Genomic DNA, 15,700 nt, shown 5'->3' with positions numbered 1-15,700 from the left:
TTCCCTGTCACAGGTCTCGACATTGGGTCGGACCTGCCCTTACATCCCCAGATATGAAAGAGCTTCTGCGTAGCAACGACCCGACGATCATCGCCTTTGCCCAAGCACTCCTTCGAGGGGAGGGTATAGACTGCTTTGAAATGGACGTAAATATGAGCGTTCTGGAAGGCGGGATCGGGGTTTTCCAGCGTCGGCTGATGGTGCGGACGGACGACCTTGCCGCCGCCGAACGGGCGATGCGCGACAACGATATTCCCCTGGGGCGCTGAGGCGATGGAGACCACCGAGAATGCCTATCTCGATGGACGGGTGACGATCCGCCAGCCCGCGCGGGGATATCGGGCCGGCGTTGATCCGGTGTTGCTCGCGGCGTCGGTCCCTGCGCGGGCCGGACAATCGGTGCTGGAGCTGGGGTGCGGGGTTGGTACGGCATCCTTGTGTCTTGGATGGCGGGTGGCTGATCTTTCGATTCTCGGTGTGGAAGTGCAGGCGGCTTATGCCGATCTGGCGCGCGAGAACGCACAGGCGAACGGGCAGCAGATGGACGTGGTGACGTGTGATTTGTCGGATATGCCAGCGGATTTGCGGCAGAGGCAGTTTGATCACGTGATTGCCAACCCGCCCTATTTTGACCGGAAGGCCAGCACCGCGGCCACGGATGCCGGGCGCGAGGTGGCGATGGGCGAGGATACGCCGCTTGAGGTGTGGGTGGATGTGGCGGCGCGGCGGTTGGCGCCGAAGGGATTTGCCACCTTCATCCATCGGGCCGAGCGGCTGCCCGATCTGCTTGGGGCCATGCAGGGGCGGTTGGGATCGCTTCAGGTACTGCCCATGCAGGCGCGCGCGGGGCGAGAGGCCAACCTTGTTCTGGTGCGCGGGCGCAAGGGCGGGCGGGCTGCGTTTCGTCTGCATGCGCCCTTGATGTTGCACGAGGGCGCGGCGCATTTGCAGGATGGCGAGGACTATTCCAAACCCGTCCGGGCCGTTTTGCGGGATGGTGCGGCGCTGGCTTTCCCGCTTTGAGGGCAGGATTGCACTGTTTTGAAAGCCGGTATTCTGTGGCTTAATGGCTCGGCTTCGCGTCAGAAGAAGTTGTGCGAATCCCCAAGGAAACAAGGCTATTTGCGGCAGGTTTCTACGAAAGATTCATGACGGCGGCAGGTTTTTCGGCACAAATCCACTTAGTGTCGCCAAATTGATGCGCTTGCCGCGTGACAGACCGGAAAAAGTGTGCTGCACTGGTCTGGCTGATAAAAAACTCAATTGAGAGGAGGACTCCTATGAGCGTGAGCTCGCATCTGGAAGAATTGAAACGCAAACACGAAGCCCTCTCGGAACAAGTCGAAAATGAACAACGCTCGCCCGGTTCGAGCGATCTCGACATTGTTGAAATGAAGAAACAGAAACTCAAGCTCAAGGAAGAGATCGAGCGTCTTTCGGTCTCGGCTTAAGCCTTCAGGCTGGCGCGCGCGGCAATGACCGCGCCGCCAGTGATCAGGACGGTCGCCGCCAATAGCATCCAGGTTGGCTCGGCGATCCCAACCCCCACCAGAACCAATGTCGACAAGAGCGGAGCCGCATAGGACGCGGTGCCGAGAAGCTGAATGTCGCCGCGTTTCACGCCGATGTCCCAGACATAGAAGGCCAGGCCAACAGGGCCAAGGCCAAGGGCGATTGCGGAGGCCCAGCCAAGGGTTCCTGCGGGCCAGACGGTGTCTTCCAGTGCGATGTGCATAAGGGCCGAGAGGATGGCGGTTGCCACGCAGAAGACGGCGACAGTGTAGGTGGGTGCGTCGCCGATGCGGCGCGACAGGACGGAATAGCCGGACCATGTGAGGGCGCAGAGCAGGGCGAGCAGGTAACCGGGCAGGGCCTCGGCGTTGAAGCCGCCGCTGCCGCCTTGAATGATCAGGGCCGCGCCGAGAAAGCCGCAAACCGCCCCGAGCAGGTGGCCCTTGCGCAGGCTTTCACCGGGCAGGAGGCCCGAAAACAGCACGATCAGGAGCGGCCAGAGGTAGGCGATCAGCCCGGCTTCGGCGGCGGGGGCAAGGCGCAGCGCGCTGAAATAGAGGGCGTGGTAGCCGAACAGGCCCAGTGTTCCGAAGGCGTAGATTTTCCAGCTGACCTGCCGCAGTTTGGCGAATCCGCCGGTGCGCCATGTCCAGATCAGGCCAATGGTGCCGCCGATGCTGAAGCAGATCGCATTGAGCAGAAGCGCCGGGGCCGGTGCCGTGCCCACGGTGAACAGGGCCAGAAGCGACCAGAGAAGGACGGCAACGAAACCAATGGCAGTTGCGCGGGTGCGGGTCATGGCGGGGGGATGTCCTCGATCGGGGTGATGGTCAGTGCCTCGGTAACTGGCGTCAGCTTGGCGATTTCGTCAAGCATCCATTCGCGGAAGGCCGCGATATGCGGGCGGTTTTCCGTCCCCTCGCGGCAGAGGAAGCGGAAACGGGCCTGTAGGCCGATGGCATGGGGAAATGGCGCGACAAGGCGGCCTTCGTCGATGTCCTTGACCACGAGCGCACGACGACCGAGGGCCACTCCCGCGCCGGCAAGGGCCGCGTCGATGGAGTGATCTGCGCCGTTGAAGCGTGGGCCGTGTGCGGCGTCTATGTCGAGGTTCATCAAGCGGAACCATGCCGCCCAATCCACCTGTGGGCGCAGGAAGGCGATGGATTCGTCGTGGATCAAGGTTGCGTTGCGCAGGGACTCGGGCGTCGGGAAACGCTCTGCCATGTCCGGTGTCATCACGGGCACCACCCATTCGCCAGCCAGCGGGTGCATCCACAGGCCCGGGTCCTGTTGGTCGAGACCGAAGCGGATGGCGACATCAACTTCGTCACGGGCAAAGTCGAGATTGCGCAGCGTGGCCGAGAAACGCAGGTCGATGTCGGGATGCGCGCGGGCAAATTCATAGAAACGGGGTGCCAGCCATTTCGCGGTGAACGCAGGGCCGGCGGTGACCATCAGCGTGACCTCGTTTGTCAGGCGCTGGGCACTGCGCCAGGCGGTGTTGAGGGACTGGAACCCATCGGTAACGCCAGGGGCAAGGGCGCGGCCAGCCTCGGTCAGTTCCACGGCGCGGTTCAGGCGGTGGAAAACCGGCGCGCCAAGGTGATCCTCAAGTGACTTGATCTGGAAGGACAGCGCTGCCGGGGTGACGTGCAATTCCTCGGCGGCCTTGGCGAACGACATGTGACGCGCGGCGGCCTCGAAGGCGCGCAGGGCTGTCAGGGGAGGGAGACGATCGGACATATTCACTTAAGTACAGCTTAACTGAATGCCTGAAAAGTCTCGTTTGTGGGTTTTTCTGCTAAGGCTCATATTGGTTTCAGTTCAATGATGCTTGCCCAAGGAGGCCTGGAAATGACTGAAGCGACCGCAAATCCCCGCATTCACGCTGCCATGCAGGCGGCCCATGAGGAACGTGCCAAGGTGTTTGGCCAGATCCTGGCCTGGGTGTTCCGATCCCGCAATGTTCCGCTGAACCAGCCGGTTCTTACGGAGCCGTGCCGCTGAGTTCGGATTGCCGAACACTTACGGTGCAAAAGGAAAGGGCCGGTCGCTGGACCGGCCCTTTGCGTTTTCGTGTCTGATGCGGATCAGACGAAGAACTGGGCACCGTTGGCCGAAATGGTCGAGCCGTTGATGAAGCCCGCATCGTCAGAGGCGAGGAACGCCACGCAACGTGCGATTTCTTCCGGCTCGCCGAGGCGACCTGCCGGGATCTGCGGGATGATGTGCTCGTTCAGAACCTTCTCGGGAATGGCGCGAACCATCTCGGTGCCGATGTAGCCGGGGCAGACTGCGTTGGCGGTGATGCCTTTGCGCGCGCCTTCCTGGGCCAGCGATTTCACGATGCCGAGGTCACCCGCTTTGGTGGCGGCATAGTTGACCTGGCCGGCCTGGCCTTTCTGGCCGTTGATCGACGAGATCACGATGATGCGGCCAAAGCCACGCTCGCGCATGCCGGGCCATACGGGGTGAACGGTGTTGAACACGCCGGTCAGGTTGGTATCGATCACCTGCTGCCACATTTCCGGGGTCATCTTGTGGAAGGCTGCGTCACGGGTGATGCCCGCGTTGGCGACGACAACGTCGATCGCGCCCAGCTCTTCTTCGACCTTGGCGATGCCTGCGGCCGAGCTTTCATAGTCGCCGACGTTCCACTTGTAGGTCTTGATACCGGTCTCTGCGGTGAACTTGGCCGCGGCCTCGTCGTTACCCGCGTAAGTGGCGGCAACAGTGTAACCGTCGGCTTGCAGTTTTTTCGAAATCGCTTCACCGATGCCGCGCGAACCGCCGGTTACGAGTGCTACTCTTGCCATGGTCTTCCTCCAGTCTGGCGTATGTCTTCAAGTAATTCTGTTACGCAGAAATTGCTGTGTGTGCAACATTGTTGCGTGCGCTTTTTGCCGCAACGCAGCTATTTCTGGCGATTGGATGCAATAAAAGGATGTCACTGGTACGAAAAAGGGCGCCTTTTTAGGCGCCCTTATGAGAATCATCGTTGCAGGGCGCGCAACTTAGGGGCGCTCAAGGCACATTGCCACGCCCATGCCGCCGCCGATGCAGAGGGTTGCGAGGCCTTTCTTGGCGTCGCGACGCTTCATTTCGAACAGCAGGGTGTTGAGGATACGTGCACCCGATGCGCCGATCGGGTGACCGATGGCGATGGCGCCGCCGTTCACGTTCACGATGGCCGGATCCCAGCCCATGTCCTTGTTCACTGCGCAGGCCTGTGCGGCGAAGGCTTCGTTGGCTTCAACGAGGTCCAGATCGCCAACGGCCCAGCCGGCTTTGTCCAGAGCTTTGCGCGATGCGTAGATCGGGCCAACGCCCATGATCGACGGGTCGAGACCGGCGGTGGCGTAAGAGGCGATGCGGGCCAGAGGTTCGATGCCGCGCTTCTCGGCTTCTTCGGCAGTCATCAGCAGGGCGCCAGCGGCACCATCGTTGAGGCCCGATGCGTTCGCCGCGGTAACGGTGCCGTCCTTGGTGAAGGCCGGGCGCATCTTGGCCATGGCTTCGAGGTTGGCGCCGTGGCGGATGTATTCGTCGCTGTCGACCACGATGTCGCCCTTGCGGGTCTTGACGGTGTGGGCAACGATTTCGTCGGCGAACTTGCCGGCCTTCTGGGCGGCTTCGGCTTTGTTTTGCGAGCCAACGGCGAATTCGTCCTGTGCGTCGCGGCTGATCTGCCACTGTTCAGCAACGTTTTCGGCGGTTTGGCCCATGTGGTAGCCGTTGAAGGCATCCCACAGACCGTCGCGGATCATCGAGTCGATGTATTTCACGTCACCCATCTTGGTGCCCGCGCGCAGGTGCGCAACGTGGGGCGAGAGGGTCATGTTTTCCTGACCACCGGCGGCTACGATCGAGGCGTCGCCCAGTTGGATGTGCTGTGCGGCAAGGGCAACGGCGCGCAGGCCCGAACCACATACCTGGTTGATGCCCCATGCGGCGCTTTCCTTGGCGAAGCCGGCGTTGATGTGGGCCTGACGGGCCGGGTTTTGACCCTGACCCCCGGTCAGAACCTGACCAAGGATGGTTTCGGAAACCTCGGATGCGTCGACTCCGGCGCGTTCCACCAGTGCCTTGAGCATGGTGGCACCCAGATCGTGTGCGGGAGTGTTGGCGAACGAGCCGCCAAAGCTGCCGACAGCGGTACGGGCTGCCGAGGCGATAACTACGTTGGTCATGTGTTTGTCCTCTACCAAATGACAAGGTCAAAGGTGTTGGGTCGCGCCCATTAAAACAAGCGGTCTTCCGTGCCTTTGTCGCGTTCCATAGCGGATTCGCCGCATTGCGGCAACGGACACTCTGTCTCAGGCGCAAGAATGTTTCATCTTTTGACGCTTTTTGATCATTTCTTTGATTTCCAGGAGGGCGAAACAGTCGGTGCTCCAAAGAGAAATCCCTGGAGGCAGTCGAACCCGAGAGCCGCGAGCGTCTGTGCGTCCTCGGGGTGTTCAACCCGGCTGGCGACGGTGAACATGTCGAGCTTTCTGGCCATTGAGGCCAGTGCACCAGCAATGGCCTGATTCTCGGTATCCGCGTGGATGTTGCGGGTGAATTGGCCGTCGAGTTTGAGAATATCGAAAAAGAACTCGCGAAAATAGCGGAAATTGGTAAAGCCCGATGCGAAGTCGTCAAGCGCGAAGGAGATGCCCCTGGCCTTGAGGTCATCCATGAAGTCGATCACCAGTTCCGGCACCTGCATGGCGGAGGGTTCCGAGATTTCGAGGATCAGCCGCTCGGCAACATCTGGGCGGGTTTTCGTTCTTGAATTCAGTGTCTTGAGCCATTGGCCATAGCCGATGGACCGCGCGGACATGTTGATGGACAGCTTGAGATCGGGATGGGCGGCCAGCGTGTCGAGACCGAACTCGAGCGACAGGCAATCCAGCTGGCGACCAAGTTCATTGTCTTCGACCGTACCCATGAATTCACGGGCGGGGATGATGCGGCCGGTTTCGTCGAGGACGCGGAGGAGGGCCTCGTGGAAAACCGGGGTGCGCATGTCGGTGGCGCGGACGACGGGTTGATAGGCCAGAAGCACCTGTTTGTGGTGGATCGCCTCTCGCACCATGTCGAGCGTGCGGGCGTCACGGCGGGCGAGGGCGAAAGAGAGGGGATCTTCCTGTCCCGGAGGGATGTCGGAGGTTTTGCGCGGCTGTCCCATGTGCCTTCCCATGTTGCGGTTTGCGCGAGAATGCCGCCTAATCCGTAAACAAGCGCCTAAAGGCGTGATTTGAGACGAATTGAGCGGGGATGCGGGATGAGCGAGAGATGTGGCTGGGCCGGGCCGGAAGAAATCTACATCCACTATCACGACACGGACTGGGGCGTGCCGGAGTATGACAGCCGTGCGCTATGGGAAAAGCTGATCCTCGACGGGTTTCAGGCGGGGTTGAGCTGGATCACCATCCTGAAGAAGCGCGAGAACTTTCGCGAGGCTTTTCAGGGGTTTGATCCCAATGTGATTGCCGAATGGGGCGAGGGTGAGGTGCTGCGCCTGCTGGAGAACCCCGGCATCATCCGGCATCGGGGCAAGATCGAGGCCACCATCGCAAATGCCCGCGTCTGGCAGGAGATCGAGGCCGAGGAGGGCTTTGACCACTACCTCTGGAAACACGTCGATTTTGCCCCCCTTCAGAACCGCTGGGTGACGCAGGCGGATGTGCCGACGCAGACACCGCTTTCACAGGCGATATCCAAGGATCTCAAGAAGCGCGGGTTCAAGTTTTGCGGGCCGACGATTGTCTATGCCTTCATGGAGGCGGTGGGGATGGTGAATGACCACCTTGTGGGCTGTCCCTGCCATGAAAAAGTGGCGGCTTTTGCGCGGGAAAACCCCTTTCCGCGACTCAAAAGTTAAGGCGGAAAACAGGCAAAAACGGCGTGTCGGTGCCACGTCGGTATTACGTCGGTATTGCGACGGTGCAGCCTGCCACCCGAGCGGCGTTAAGGCCGCGCACGGCCGGGCTTATCGAAAACCCGGCGTGCCCGCGTCTTCGGGGTGGCGTTTGAGGTGGTTGGCTTTCATCTTTTCCGCGTTGATGCGCTTGCCGTCGTGGCTCCAGCCCGGAGGGGCGACGGCATAGAGCAGGCGTTCGCGCAGGGTGAGGCCCTTGCGGGACATGTCCTTGAAGATGGCGACCCATTCATGGAAGGCGACGCGCAGCGGGTTGAAGGTGCCGAGGTTGTGGACGAGGCCGTAGTCGACCTTGTCGTGGTCCTGTTCGGGCACGAAGGTGCCGAAGATCTTGTCCCAGATAATGAAAACGCCGGCGTAGTTGCAATCGAGGTAGCGCGGATTGCGACCGTGGTGCACACGGTGATGCGAGGGGGTGTTCATGATGGCTTCGAACCAGCGGGGCATCTTCGTGATCGCTTCGGTGTGAATCCAGAACTGGTAGATCAGGTTGAGACCGCCGCAGAACAGCACCATGGCCGGATGGAAGCCGACGAGGATCAGCGGCGCGCGTACTATCATCATGAAGGTGAAGGTATAGGTCCAGGTCTGGCGCAGCGCGGTGGTCAGGTTGTAGTGCTGCGACGAATGGTGATTGACGTGGCTGGCCCAGACCCAGCGGACGCGGTGGCCAAAGCGGTGCACCCAGTAGTAGCGCAGGTCATCGAGGACGAAGCAGATCAGCACCACCCACCAGCTTGTGCCGAGGTCGAGGGGGGTGATTTCCCAAAGGACCATGAAGAAGCCCCAGGCGATGAAGCCCAGAAGGATACCCGATGCCACGTTGCCCGCGCCCATGATGAGCGAGGTGATGGCATCGCGGGTCTCGTAGCGGCCGCCCTTGCCGGTGCTGCGAATCCAGATCAGTTCGAACAGGATGGCGGCGATGAAGAAGGGTACGGCGAGGCTGACGACATCGGGGTATGTGAGGGTATCTGTCATAGGCTGTTCATGGCCTCCTGCCATTTTGCGAGGTCTGCCGTGGTCAGGGTGATCTCTACCTGTGGCGCGCCGAAATCGGGAAGCTCTATGCGCAGGCCGGAGGGGGTGATGGTGGTCTCGTGATCCCGCAGCAGGCGCGAGACGGTATCGTCACCAAAGCACCAGGTGAGGCCCGCGCGGTTGCCGAGAAGAATCAGCGCCGCCTTGGCGTCGCTCGACATGAGGATGTCTTGCGGCGGGGTGTTGGGAAATTCCCGCGCCCAGGCCCTGCGGACGTCGTCTTCGGAGCGGAAGTGGCGCGGGGCGGTGAGGCCAAGCCGGTGCAGGAGCAACGCGATTCCCGCGATGCCCAGAACAACCAGTGGTCCCAATATCTCCAATGGCATGTGTCTCTCTCCCTTGCCCAAGTAAGTGGCAGGCATAGGGGGCTGTCAAAGGTGGCGTGGCGTCAACGCAGCGGCGTTTATCTGTCTGCCTTGCTGGCCCGGAACAGGATCAGGAAGACGAAGGCCGAGCCAAGCGAGGTTGTGACGATGCCGACGGGCAGTTCCTGTGGTGCAAGCAGGAGGCGGCTCAGGATATCGGAGGCGGTGAGCAGCATGGCACCGATCAGGGCGGCGGCCGGCACGAGGTGGCGGTGCAGCGGGCCGACGATGCCGCGCGCGATGTGGGGTACCATCAGGCCGACAAACCCGATGACCCCGGCGACCGAGACAAAGACGGCGGTGGCGAGGGCCGCGACAAAGAACATGCGAAAGCGCAGGCCCTGAACCGGGACGCCAAGGGTTGCCGCGGTCAGGTCTCCGGTCAGCAGCGCATCGAGCCAGCGGTTGCGGTAGAGGGCATAGGCGAGGATGAGCGCAAGGCCGGTGCAGACGAGGGGGAAGGATTCCCAGCGGGCAAGGCCGAGGCCGCCCAGCATCCAGAAGATCACCGAATGTGCGGCGCGGCTGTCGCCGGCGAAGATCAGGTAGTTGGTGATAGCCGAGAACAGGAAGGAGACCGCAAGCCCTGCGAGGATGAGCTTTTCGGGGGCGCTCATGCGCAGGCTGTGGACAAGGGCGAGAACGATGCCGGAGGCGATCAGGCCACCGCAGAAGGCGGCAAGCGGCAGGGTCCAGAGGCCAAGGATATCGCCGGTCACGGTGATGACAAAGACGGCTCCGGCGGCGGCACCGGAGGAGAGGCCGAAGAGGAATGGATCGGCGAGGTCATTGCGGGTCGTGGTTTGCAGGACAACGCCGACGATCCCGAGGCCCGCGCCGATGACGGCGGCAAACAGGGCGCGCGGCAGGCGCAGGTCAAAGACGATGCGGTGCAGGGGCGACATGTCGGCTTCGGTGAGGCCGGTGCCAAGCGCGATTGCGGCGATGGTCTCGGACAGGGGGATGGATGTCGTGCCATAGGCGGCCGACAGCAGGACGAGGGCGATCAGGATGACCGCCCCCGCGAAGGTTATGAGGCCGAAGCGGCCCATATCAGTTCAGGCCCGGGTGCAAGGCCTTGGCCATTTTCGAGATCGCGGCGATGTTTGCCGGCCCCGGGGTCAGTTCTTCGTAGCGCAGACCGATCCAGCGGGCGTTCTTGACGGCGTCGGTTTGCGACATCACCGGATGTTCCTGAAGGAACTTGAAGGTGTCTTCGGCGCCGTTGCCTGTCTGGTAGTCGAGCAGAACGAGGAATTCCGGATTGGCGGCGGCAACGGTTTCCCACGAAGTGCGGCCCCAGCTGGTGTCCATGCCGTGGGTGATGTTCTCGCCACCGGCGGCGGCGATCATCGCGTCGGGGATGGCGAATTTGCCGGCGGTGAAGGGGGCATCGGCCGGACCATCCAGCAGGAAGACGCGCGGTTTGGCGAGGTCGGCGGTTTTCGCTTCGATCGCGGCCAACTCGTCTTGCCAGCCGGTGACCAGCGCGGCGGCCTTGTCTTCGACCTGCATCACCTTGCCGAGGCGCAGGACGTCGTTGAACAGGAGGTCCATGCTGGCCTGGGGGCGGTTCTTGTCGAGGTGGACGCAGCTTTCGGTCAGGATCATGGTCTTGATGCCGAAGGGGGCGAGGGTGTCGGGGGTGACGTCGCCGCCGGGTTTCATGCCGTAGTACCAGCCCGCGAAGAACAGGTCGGGTTGGGCGGCCAGGAGGTTTTCGACGGTGGGATACTTCGGCGCGAGTTCCGGAATGTCACCGCGCAGGGTGTCGAATTCCGGGCTGGTCTTGTACCAGCCGGTGATGCCGGTGAGGCCGACGATCTTGTCCTGAAGATCAAGCGCGAAGGCCATGTCGGTCATGTTCATGTCATGCACGACAAGGCGTTCCGGTGCCGTCTCGAAAGTCAGCGGTTCGCCGCAGTTGTCGACGGTGACACTGCCGGCGGTCGCGCTGGTGGCCAGTGCGGCGATCATTGCGGCGGGCCAGAGTTTGTGGATCATGGGGATTTCCTTTTAGGTTTTGGTGTTCGTTTTGCGGATGTCGAGGGCCGGAATGGTGCGGCCTTGATGCGGGAGTTGCAGGTAATCGACGCCGAAGGTTGCGAGGACGTTTTCCGGTGTCAGCACGTCCCCTGTGGGGCCGAAGGCGGCGAGGCGGGTCGACTTCATCAACGCGACATGGGTGGCGAACTCGGGGATCAGCACGAGGTCGTGCAGGATCATCACCACGGTGATGCCGAGATCGGCCACGAGGGACAGCATCCGGCCCTTGGCATCGGGGTCGAGGTGGTTGGTGGGTTCATCCAGAAACAGCAGCGACGGGTTCTGGGCCAGCGCGCGGGCGATATGTGCGCGTTGCCGTTCGCCGCCCGACAGCCGCCCCATTTTCTGCGAGGCGAGGCCCCTGAGGCGGGTCAGGTCGAGAATGCGGTCAAGATCCTGGGCGTTGTCGTCCTGCGAGGCATCCGCGCGGATCGGGATCTGGCCCAGTGCCACGTAGTCGCGCAAGGCGAGGCGGCCGTCGGGGGCTTCTTGCTGGCTGACCACGGCGATGGTGCGGGCGCGTTCCATTGCCGATAGCTGTTTCAGGTTCTGCCCCTTGATCCAGATGTCGCCGTCGGAGGCGGGCTCGAGACCGCAGAGGAGTTTGAGCAGCGTGGTTTTGCCGGCACCGTTGGGGCCGGCGATGGCAAGGATCGCCCCTTCGTCGACGTCAAAAGAGACGTCGTGCAGCAGGGTGTTGCCGTTCGGGGTGCGGAAGCTGACGTTCTGGACAGAGAGAAAGGCCGTGTCTGTCATGAGGTGCCCCCCGACGGAAGGGCGGGCATGCGTGACAGGGTTTTCCTGAACAGGGCGCGTGGCCGGTTGGTGGCATTGGTCCAGCCGTCCGGCGTGTCGCGGTATTGGCGCGCGAACGCTGCCAAAGCGTCGAAATCTTCGCGGGTTTCAATCTCGCCGAACAGGTATTGCGCCTTGTCGGGGGCTTGAAACCCGACGGTCTGGCCGTGGTCACAGCCTGCCATGAAGGAGACCAGCCGAATGGCAAACCCGTCGGGCAGGGTGCCGGACAGACGGTCGGACAGTGCTTGTGCGTGGGCCTGGCTTTTGCAGGTGTCGCAGATCAGAAGAAAGTGGTCAGGATGATCGCTCATGTCCCGCTCCGCCTGTCGCCATGCGGGGAGGGAAGGTGCCAGTCATGTCAAAACGCAAGGAACGCGTCATCTTAGCCTCCTTCCAGGACACCCCGTCCCGGGTTGGTTGAACAGATGATGGCAGGTCTCCTGACTTGCGGGTCATGGCGCGGCCACCCTTCCCAGCCTGTCGGCCAGTGGATCGTGGCGTTGCTCACCGCTTACAGTTGCGGGGGCAGTTGCGGATTTGGCCGTGGTTGGCCGCACCGCATTCCCTTTTCATCCCCTTGGCGTACCTTGGGGAACCATCGTCGCAAACTGGTGCCTGAGAATGCGGATTGCGTCAATGAGAATTGTCGCAGGGCTTGCACGTTCGTTTGTGGCGCGCGCGGTGGACGACAGGGGGGGATGCTCTAAATTTTGGGAAGAGAGGGCGTGATTTGGCCCTGCCATCGGGAGAAATTTCCAAATGACACTTTTCAAGAACACGGTTTTCGCTGGTGCGGCCCTTGGTGTGGGGCTGACTGTTGGCATGGCGCGGGCCGAGACGCTGGATGCGCGGCAATCGGATCCGCAGGTGATGGGGTGGATGCAGGGGTTTCCACCGCCTGCGGACAAGATGATCACGCAGCCTGATTCGAACTATTTCAGTTTTCCCAAGCTGCGCTGGTCGGTGTGCCATCTGCGCGAGTTCCTTCCCACGGAAGAGATCAGCCGCGGGATCGGGGCGCCGGTGTCGCTTGATTACCCGTCGCCTGCAGCTTTTGCCGAGATGCGGGCCGAGATCGACGCGCTGAACTTTGTGCCGATGAACAGTGATGCCGAGATGACCTGGGACGAGTCGCTGTATGCCAATTACACCGACGGGATGCTGATCCTGCACAAGGGGCAGGTGGTCTACGAGCGGTATTTCGGCTGTCTGGAGGAAGACGGCAAACACGCGATCATGTCGATGACCAAGTCTATCACGGGCCTTCTGGGGGAAATTCTCGTGGCCGAGGGGGTTCTGGACGAGACCCTGCTGGTGCGTGATGTCATTCCCGAGATCGAAGGGAGCGCCTTTGCCAGCGCCACGGTGCGCGAGGTGATGGATATGACGACGGGGGTGAAAAACTCGGAGGATTATTCGGACCCGGAGGCCGATATCTGGCTTTATTCCCGCGCGGCCAGCCCGCTGCCGAAACCCGAAGGCTACGAGGGGCCGGACGGGTATTGGGAATACCTGCAACAGGTGCAGCCCGAGGGGGCGCATGGGGATGCGTTTAATTACAAGACGATCAATTCGGATATGCTTGGCTGGATCATCAGCCGCGTCACGGGGCAGTCGGTGACCGAGCTTGCATCCGAGCGTCTGTGGCGGCGCATGGGGGCCGAGCAGGACGCTTATCAGACGGTGGATGGCAAGGGGGTGCCCTTTGCGGGTGGCGGTGTGACGGCGGGGCTGCGGGATCTGGGCCGGTTGGGGATGCTGATGCTGAACCAGGGCGAGATCAATGGCACGCGGCTGTTCCCTGCCGAGGTGGTGCGCAGGATTGCTGCCGGGGGTGATCCGGGCAAGTTCGCGGGCTTTCCGACCCTTGAGGGCGGCAGTTACACAAGCCAGTGGTGGGTGTTCCACAACCCGCATGGGGCCTTTGCGGCGCGGGGGGTGCATGGCCAGACGATCTATGTCGATCCCACGGCCGAGATGGTACTGGTGCGGTTGGCTTCTTACCCCAAGGCGCAGAACGGGTTCATCGATCCGACATCGCTGCCGGCCTATCAGGCGGTGGCCGAATACCTGATGGCCCGCTAGGGCGACAGGGTGATGCGGGGGGCCGCGATGCGGCTGAGGGCGAGGCCGGTGTTGATCGGGCTGTAGAGCGGTCTCGGTGGGCGCGACGCGGTGCTGACGTCGCGCAGGACCCATTCGTGATCTTCCATGATCCTGAGCGATTGCGACAGGGCGCGGTCGGTGATGCGGCCGAGGTGCCTGCCGATGTCGTTGAAGTGGCGGGGGGCTTGCAGGGTGCTGAGGATCGGAAGAACCCATGTGCGGCGCAGGAGGGGGAGACCGGCAGGGGTGGTCGCCTGATGCACCGCGTGGGCCAGGGCGGCGGCCTCAATTCCTTGAGCTGTCAGGCGGAACTCGGGGCGCAGCGGGTGGCCGTGGCCGGGGTTGCGCTCGATGAGGTCGATGTCGATCAGGTGTTGCAGGCTTTGGGCAAAGGCGGTGCGGCCTGCCCCCGTGGCCGCAAGCAGAGGCGCCTGTCTGGCCTGTGTCCCCTCGTGGAGTTTGGCAAGGATGGGCAGGGTCCAGGCGCGGGAGGTGATGTTGACAAGGGCTGCAATGTCCATAAAATATAGTTAATACATTTTCAGACAGAGGAAAAGACGATGTCGCTGATTTCTTTGCAAGACACGATTACCATCGCCATGTCGGTGAAGGACCGCCATGCCAGCGCCAAGTGGTATGCCGACATGCTGGGGTTCGAGACGCTGTATCACGCGGATGAGGCGGGCTGGTCGGAGATTGCCACCCGCACGGCGGGGGTGACCATCGGCTTTGGTGAACAGATTGAACCTGCCCCGGGCAACTGTGTGCCGGTTTTCGGAATCGCCGACATCGACGCGGCGCGCAGCACGCTGGAAGGTGCGGGTGTGGGGTTTGACGGGCCGACCGAGGTGATTGAAGGCATGGTCAAGACAGCCACCTTCTATGACCCGGACGGCAACGCGCTGATGCTGGCGCAGGACCTGACCGACCAGTCGTGACGCCATCGTGACTTTCGGGGGCGGTCGGGTGAAGATGGCCCGTGATTTTCGAAATCATTTCATGTGATTTCAAAGTTTTGCCAAATTCTTGTGAAACCTAAGGTTGTGGTCGAGTGCCACGGTTCTACGGATGAGTTTGGTGTGATGCGGGTATTGTTCGGGGTTTTGTTGGCCGGTTTTCTGCTGGGCCTGTTCGCCGTTGGCTGGAGCGCTTTGAAGGTGCTGGAAAGGCGGATGGACGTGTCGGTTGAGGCTGGGGAGCAGGCCGAGCTGGCACGGGAGGATCGCAGGGGGCCTGTGAACCGGTTGCCGCAGGCGACGAACTGAGGCGGTTGCTGCGCCCCCAATAGAGGCGGCGCAGGGGGGGGTAGATTACTTGGAGGTTTCGATCACGCGGGCGAGGATGGCCTTGGCGTTGTCGCTGTTCCATTCGGCATCACCGATGAGGCGGCCTATTTCCTGACCGTCGCGGTTGAGCAGGACCGTCACTGGCAGGCCGTGGACAGCCATTTCACGGGCCAGGTTGGCCTTGGGGTCGCGGTGCATGGGTAGGTTGTCGACGTTGATGCTGTCGAAGAATTTCTTGATGGCGGGCAGGGGGCCGCGGCCGGTGGAGAGGGTCACGACCTCGAAGTCATCGCCGCCCAGTTCGCTTTGCAGTTCCGACAGCATCGGCATTTCGTGGCGGCAGGGGGCGCACCATGTGGCCCAGAAGTTCAAGAGCACGATTTTGCCCTGATAATCGGCAAGGGTCATGGCATTGCCATTGGCATCTTCGAAGGCCTTGGACGAGACCGGACGTGGTTCCTTGTGGACGATCAGCTTGCGCATGTCGCCCTCGCGCATCTCGGTGATTTCGCTCATGTCGGCGGCAGATGCGCCGGGAGCGGTATTCACGATGAAAACTAAGGCAATCGCCGCAATTGCACAGAGGGCCTTGCCCATGTAAACCAGCGCGGACTTCG

At 62.0% G+C, this 15,700-nt stretch carries 21 protein-coding genes and 1 riboswitch; of the genes, 8 read left to right on the top strand and 13 right to left on the bottom strand.

All coding sequences use genetic code 11. The features are described 5' to 3' along the window. The first annotated feature begins 53 nt into the window (after positions 1–53). From ABWV42_RS09920 to ABWV42_RS09910, 3 genes are all read left to right on the top strand, one after another. Positions 54–269, top strand: a complete 216-nt coding sequence (locus ABWV42_RS09920; protein WP_255103573.1) for a putative signal transducing protein — start codon at positions 54–56, stop codon at positions 267–269. Positions 270–273: 4 nt separating this feature from the next. Next, a complete protein-coding gene (locus ABWV42_RS09915; RefSeq protein ID WP_353339969.1) occupies positions 274–1,023 on the top strand; it encodes a tRNA1(Val) (adenine(37)-N6)-methyltransferase in 750 nt (249 codons plus the stop codon). Positions 1,024–1,280: 257 nt separating this feature from the next. Continuing rightward, complete coding sequence (locus tag ABWV42_RS09910; protein ID WP_255103568.1) at positions 1,281–1,451, top strand: YdcH family protein; 171 nt, start codon at positions 1,281–1,283, stop codon at positions 1,449–1,451. On the opposite strand, the gene yddG is transcribed toward ABWV42_RS09910, so the two are convergent. After that, positions 1,448–2,311 (bottom strand): aromatic amino acid exporter YddG, encoded by an 864-nt coding sequence (gene yddG / locus ABWV42_RS09905; protein ID WP_353339968.1) that lies wholly within the window; start codon positions 2,309–2,311, stop codon positions 1,448–1,450. The genes ABWV42_RS09910 and yddG overlap by 4 nt on opposite strands. Further along, positions 2,308–3,258 (bottom strand): transcriptional regulator GcvA, encoded by a 951-nt coding sequence (gcvA, locus tag ABWV42_RS09900; RefSeq protein ID WP_255103565.1) that lies wholly within the window; start codon positions 3,256–3,258, stop codon positions 2,308–2,310. The genes yddG and gcvA overlap by 4 nt, the downstream gene beginning before the upstream one ends. 111 nt (positions 3,259–3,369) lie before the next feature. Between gcvA and ABWV42_RS09895 the strand changes: the two genes are divergently transcribed. Next, the gene (locus ABWV42_RS09895; protein ID WP_255103564.1) at positions 3,370–3,522 is read left to right on the top strand and encodes a hypothetical protein; all 153 of its coding nucleotides are present in this window, start codon (positions 3,370–3,372) and stop codon (positions 3,520–3,522) included. A gap of 83 nt (positions 3,523–3,605) precedes the next feature. On the opposite strand, the gene phbB is transcribed toward ABWV42_RS09895, so the two are convergent. From phbB to ABWV42_RS09880, 3 genes are all read right to left on the bottom strand, one after another. After that, entirely contained in the window at positions 3,606–4,331 is a 726-nt protein-coding gene (gene phbB, locus ABWV42_RS09890; RefSeq protein WP_255103563.1) for an acetoacetyl-CoA reductase, read from the bottom strand. A gap of 198 nt (positions 4,332–4,529) precedes the next feature. Then, on the bottom strand, positions 4,530–5,705 hold the full coding sequence (locus ABWV42_RS09885) for an acetyl-CoA C-acetyltransferase (RefSeq protein WP_255103562.1): 1,176 nt from the start codon (positions 5,703–5,705) through the stop codon (positions 4,530–4,532). Between the two features lie 164 nt (positions 5,706–5,869). After that, entirely contained in the window at positions 5,870–6,688 is an 819-nt protein-coding gene (locus ABWV42_RS09880) for an EAL domain-containing protein (RefSeq protein WP_353339967.1), read from the bottom strand. Between the two features lie 96 nt (positions 6,689–6,784). Here ABWV42_RS09880 and ABWV42_RS09875 point away from each other — a divergent pair, with 96 nt between their 5' ends. Further along, positions 6,785–7,384, top strand: coding sequence for a DNA-3-methyladenine glycosylase I (locus ABWV42_RS09875; protein WP_353339966.1), 600 nt, complete (start codon positions 6,785–6,787; stop codon positions 7,382–7,384). Positions 7,385–7,492: 108 nt separating this feature from the next. On the opposite strand, the gene ABWV42_RS09870 is transcribed toward ABWV42_RS09875, so the two are convergent. The 6 genes from ABWV42_RS09870 to ABWV42_RS09845 all read right to left on the bottom strand — a co-directional run bounded on the left by ABWV42_RS09870 (position 7,493) and on the right by ABWV42_RS09845 (position 12,002). Beyond that, the gene (locus ABWV42_RS09870; RefSeq protein WP_353339965.1) at positions 7,493–8,422 is read right to left on the bottom strand and encodes a sterol desaturase family protein; all 930 of its coding nucleotides are present in this window, start codon (positions 8,420–8,422) and stop codon (positions 7,493–7,495) included. Then, complete coding sequence (locus ABWV42_RS09865; RefSeq protein ID WP_353339964.1) at positions 8,419–8,808, bottom strand: hypothetical protein; 390 nt, start codon at positions 8,806–8,808, stop codon at positions 8,419–8,421. Before ABWV42_RS09865 ends, ABWV42_RS09870 begins: the two co-directional genes overlap by 4 nt. Positions 8,809–8,885: 77 nt before the next feature. After that, on the bottom strand, positions 8,886–9,899 hold the full coding sequence (locus ABWV42_RS09860; RefSeq protein WP_353339963.1) for a FecCD family ABC transporter permease: 1,014 nt from the start codon (positions 9,897–9,899) through the stop codon (positions 8,886–8,888). A 1-nt stretch (position 9,900) separates the two neighbouring features. Further along, positions 9,901–10,851, bottom strand: coding sequence for an ABC transporter substrate-binding protein (locus ABWV42_RS09855; RefSeq protein WP_353339962.1), 951 nt, complete (start codon positions 10,849–10,851; stop codon positions 9,901–9,903). A gap of 12 nt (positions 10,852–10,863) precedes the next feature. Then, the gene (locus ABWV42_RS09850; protein WP_353339961.1) at positions 10,864–11,649 is read right to left on the bottom strand and encodes an ABC transporter ATP-binding protein; all 786 of its coding nucleotides are present in this window, start codon (positions 11,647–11,649) and stop codon (positions 10,864–10,866) included. Beyond that, positions 11,646–12,002, bottom strand: a complete 357-nt coding sequence (locus tag ABWV42_RS09845) for a DUF1636 family protein (protein WP_353339960.1) — start codon at positions 12,000–12,002, stop codon at positions 11,646–11,648. Before ABWV42_RS09845 ends, ABWV42_RS09850 begins: the two co-directional genes overlap by 4 nt. Before the next feature lie 102 nt (positions 12,003–12,104). Beyond that, positions 12,105–12,306: riboswitch (cobalamin riboswitch) on the bottom strand. A 144-nt stretch (positions 12,307–12,450) separates the two neighbouring features. Here ABWV42_RS09845 and ABWV42_RS09840 point away from each other — a divergent pair. After that, the gene (locus tag ABWV42_RS09840) at positions 12,451–13,776 is read left to right on the top strand and encodes a serine hydrolase domain-containing protein (protein ID WP_353339959.1); all 1,326 of its coding nucleotides are present in this window, start codon (positions 12,451–12,453) and stop codon (positions 13,774–13,776) included. Here the strand turns inward: ABWV42_RS09840 and ABWV42_RS09835 are convergent. Next, complete coding sequence (locus ABWV42_RS09835) at positions 13,773–14,318, bottom strand: winged helix-turn-helix transcriptional regulator (protein WP_353339958.1); 546 nt, start codon at positions 14,316–14,318, stop codon at positions 13,773–13,775. The genes ABWV42_RS09840 and ABWV42_RS09835 overlap by 4 nt on opposite strands. Before the next feature lie 39 nt (positions 14,319–14,357). On the opposite strand from ABWV42_RS09835, the gene ABWV42_RS09830 reads away from it, so the two are divergent. Further along, complete coding sequence (locus ABWV42_RS09830) at positions 14,358–14,735, top strand: VOC family protein (RefSeq protein ID WP_255103545.1); 378 nt, start codon at positions 14,358–14,360, stop codon at positions 14,733–14,735. 90 nt (positions 14,736–14,825) lie between these two features. Next, complete coding sequence (locus tag ABWV42_RS09825) at positions 14,826–15,062, top strand: hypothetical protein (RefSeq protein WP_353339957.1); 237 nt, start codon at positions 14,826–14,828, stop codon at positions 15,060–15,062. Positions 15,063–15,107: 45 nt separating this feature from the next. Here ABWV42_RS09825 and ABWV42_RS09820 read toward each other — a convergent pair whose 3' ends face one another. Next, positions 15,108–15,680 carry a TlpA family protein disulfide reductase gene (locus ABWV42_RS09820; protein WP_502930960.1) on the bottom strand — a complete coding sequence of 191 codons (573 nt, stop codon included), beginning with the start codon at positions 15,678–15,680 and terminating at the stop codon, positions 15,108–15,110. Positions 15,681–15,700 lie beyond the last annotated feature (20 nt).

It is taken from the genome of Pelagimonas sp. KU-00592-HH (assembly GCF_040369695.1).
In the GTDB taxonomy this organism is placed as follows: domain Bacteria; phylum Pseudomonadota; class Alphaproteobacteria; order Rhodobacterales; family Rhodobacteraceae; genus Shimia.
Note: the sequence above shows the minus strand (reverse complement) of the source record. Positions and strands in the feature narration are given on the sequence as shown.